Raw genomic sequence first — 1833 nt, forward strand, 5'->3', positions numbered from 1 at the left:
AAGAGTGCGTAATAGCTCACTAGTCGAGTGGCCCTGCGCCGAAAATGTACCGGGGCTAAACAAGATACCGAAGCCACGGATAGAACCAATGGTTCTATGGTAGGAGAGCGTTCTAAGGGCGTTGAAGCAAGATCGTGAGGACTTGTGGAGCGCTTAGAAGTGAGAATGCCGGTATGAGTAGCGAAAGACGGGTGAGAATCCCGTCCACCGAATGACTAAGGTTTCCTGGGGAAGGCTCGTCCGCCCAGGGTTAGTCGGGACCTAAGCTGAGGCCGATAGGCGTAAGCGATGGACAACAGGTTGATATTCCTGTACCAGTCTACTTTGTTTGAACAATGGAGGGACGCAGGAGGCTAAGATGTGCACGCTGATGGAATAGCGTGTCCAAGCAACAAGTCTTGAGAGGAGTCAAATGCTTCTCTCAGCACGGACAAGTTGTGATGGGGAGGGAAATTTAGTACCGAAGTATCTGATGTCACACTGCCGAGAAAAGCTTCTAGTTAGAAGTAGGCTGCCCGTACCGCAAACCGACACAGGTAGTCGAGGAGAGAATCCTAAGGTGATCGAGAGAACTCTCGTTAAGGAACTCGGCAAAATGACCCCGTAACTTCGGGAGAAGGGGTGCTGACCAATTGGTCAGCCGCAGTGAATAGGCCCAAGCAACTGTTTACCAAAAACACAGGTCTCTGCTAATTCGTAAGAAGATGTATAGGGGCTGACACCTGCCCGGTGCTGGAAGGTTAAGAGGAAGAGTTAGCTTCGGCGAAGCTCTGAATTGAAGCCCCAGTAAACGGCGGCCGTAACTATAACGGTCCTAAGGTAGCGAAATTCCTTGTCGGGTAAGTTCCGACCCGCACGAAAGGTGTAATGATTTGGGCACTGTCTCAACGAGAGACTCGGTGAAATTATAGTACCTGTGAAAATGCAGGTTACCCGCGACAGGACGGAAAGACCCCATGGAGCTTTACTGTAGTTTGATATTGAGTGTCTGTACAGCTTGTACAGGATAGGTAGGAGCCACTGAAGCCAGGACGCCAGTCTTGGTGGAGGCGCTGGTGGGATACTACCCTCGCTGTATGGCCACTCTAACCCACGACCGTTAACCGGTCGGGAGACAGTGTCAGATAGGCAGTTTGACTGGGGCGGTCGCCTCCCAAAATGTAACGGAGGCGCCCAAAGGTTCCCTCAGAATGGTTGGAAATCATTCGTAGAGTGTAAAGGCAGAAGGGAGCTTGACTGCGAGACCTACAAGTCGAGCAGGGACGAAAGTCGGGCTTAGTGATCCGGTGGTACCGTATGGAAGGGCCATCGCTCAACGGATAAAAGCTACCCTGGGGATAACAGGCTTATCTCCCCCAAGAGTTCACATCGACGGGGAGGTTTGGCACCTCGATGTCGGCTCATCGCATCCTGGGGCTGTAGTCGGTCCCAAGGGTTGGGCTGTTCGCCCATTAAAGCGGTACGCGAGCTGGGTTCAGAACGTCGTGAGACAGTTCGGTCCCTATCCGTCGCGGGCGTTGGAGATTTGAGAAGAGCTATCCTTAGTACGAGAGGACCGGGATGGACACACCGCTGGTGTACCAGTTGTCAAGCCATTGGCATCGCTGGGTAGCTATGTGTGGACAGGATAAGCGCTGAAAGCATCTAAGCGTGAAGCCCCCTTCAAGATGAGATCTCCCATTCCTTTAAGGAAGTAAGACCCCTGAAAGATTATCAGGTAGATAGGCTGGAAGTGGAAGCATAGTGATATGTGGAGCGGACCAGTACTAATCGGTCGAGGACTTAACCACATTAATGTTGGATTAAGGGTAAAGATGCGGTGTTGTTAAAAAA

General features: G+C 51.7%; 1 rRNA gene. It reads left to right on the plus strand.

Annotated features, from left to right (window positions below):
• A 23S ribosomal RNA gene (locus BMX83_RS10585) occupies positions 1-1790 on the plus strand; the annotation flags it as partial.
• Between the last annotated feature and the right edge of the window lie 43 nt (positions 1791-1833).

The sequence above is a fragment of the Alkalibacterium gilvum genome, assembly GCF_900109085.1.
GTDB classification, from domain to species: domain Bacteria; phylum Bacillota; class Bacilli; order Lactobacillales; family Carnobacteriaceae_A; genus Alkalibacterium; species Alkalibacterium gilvum.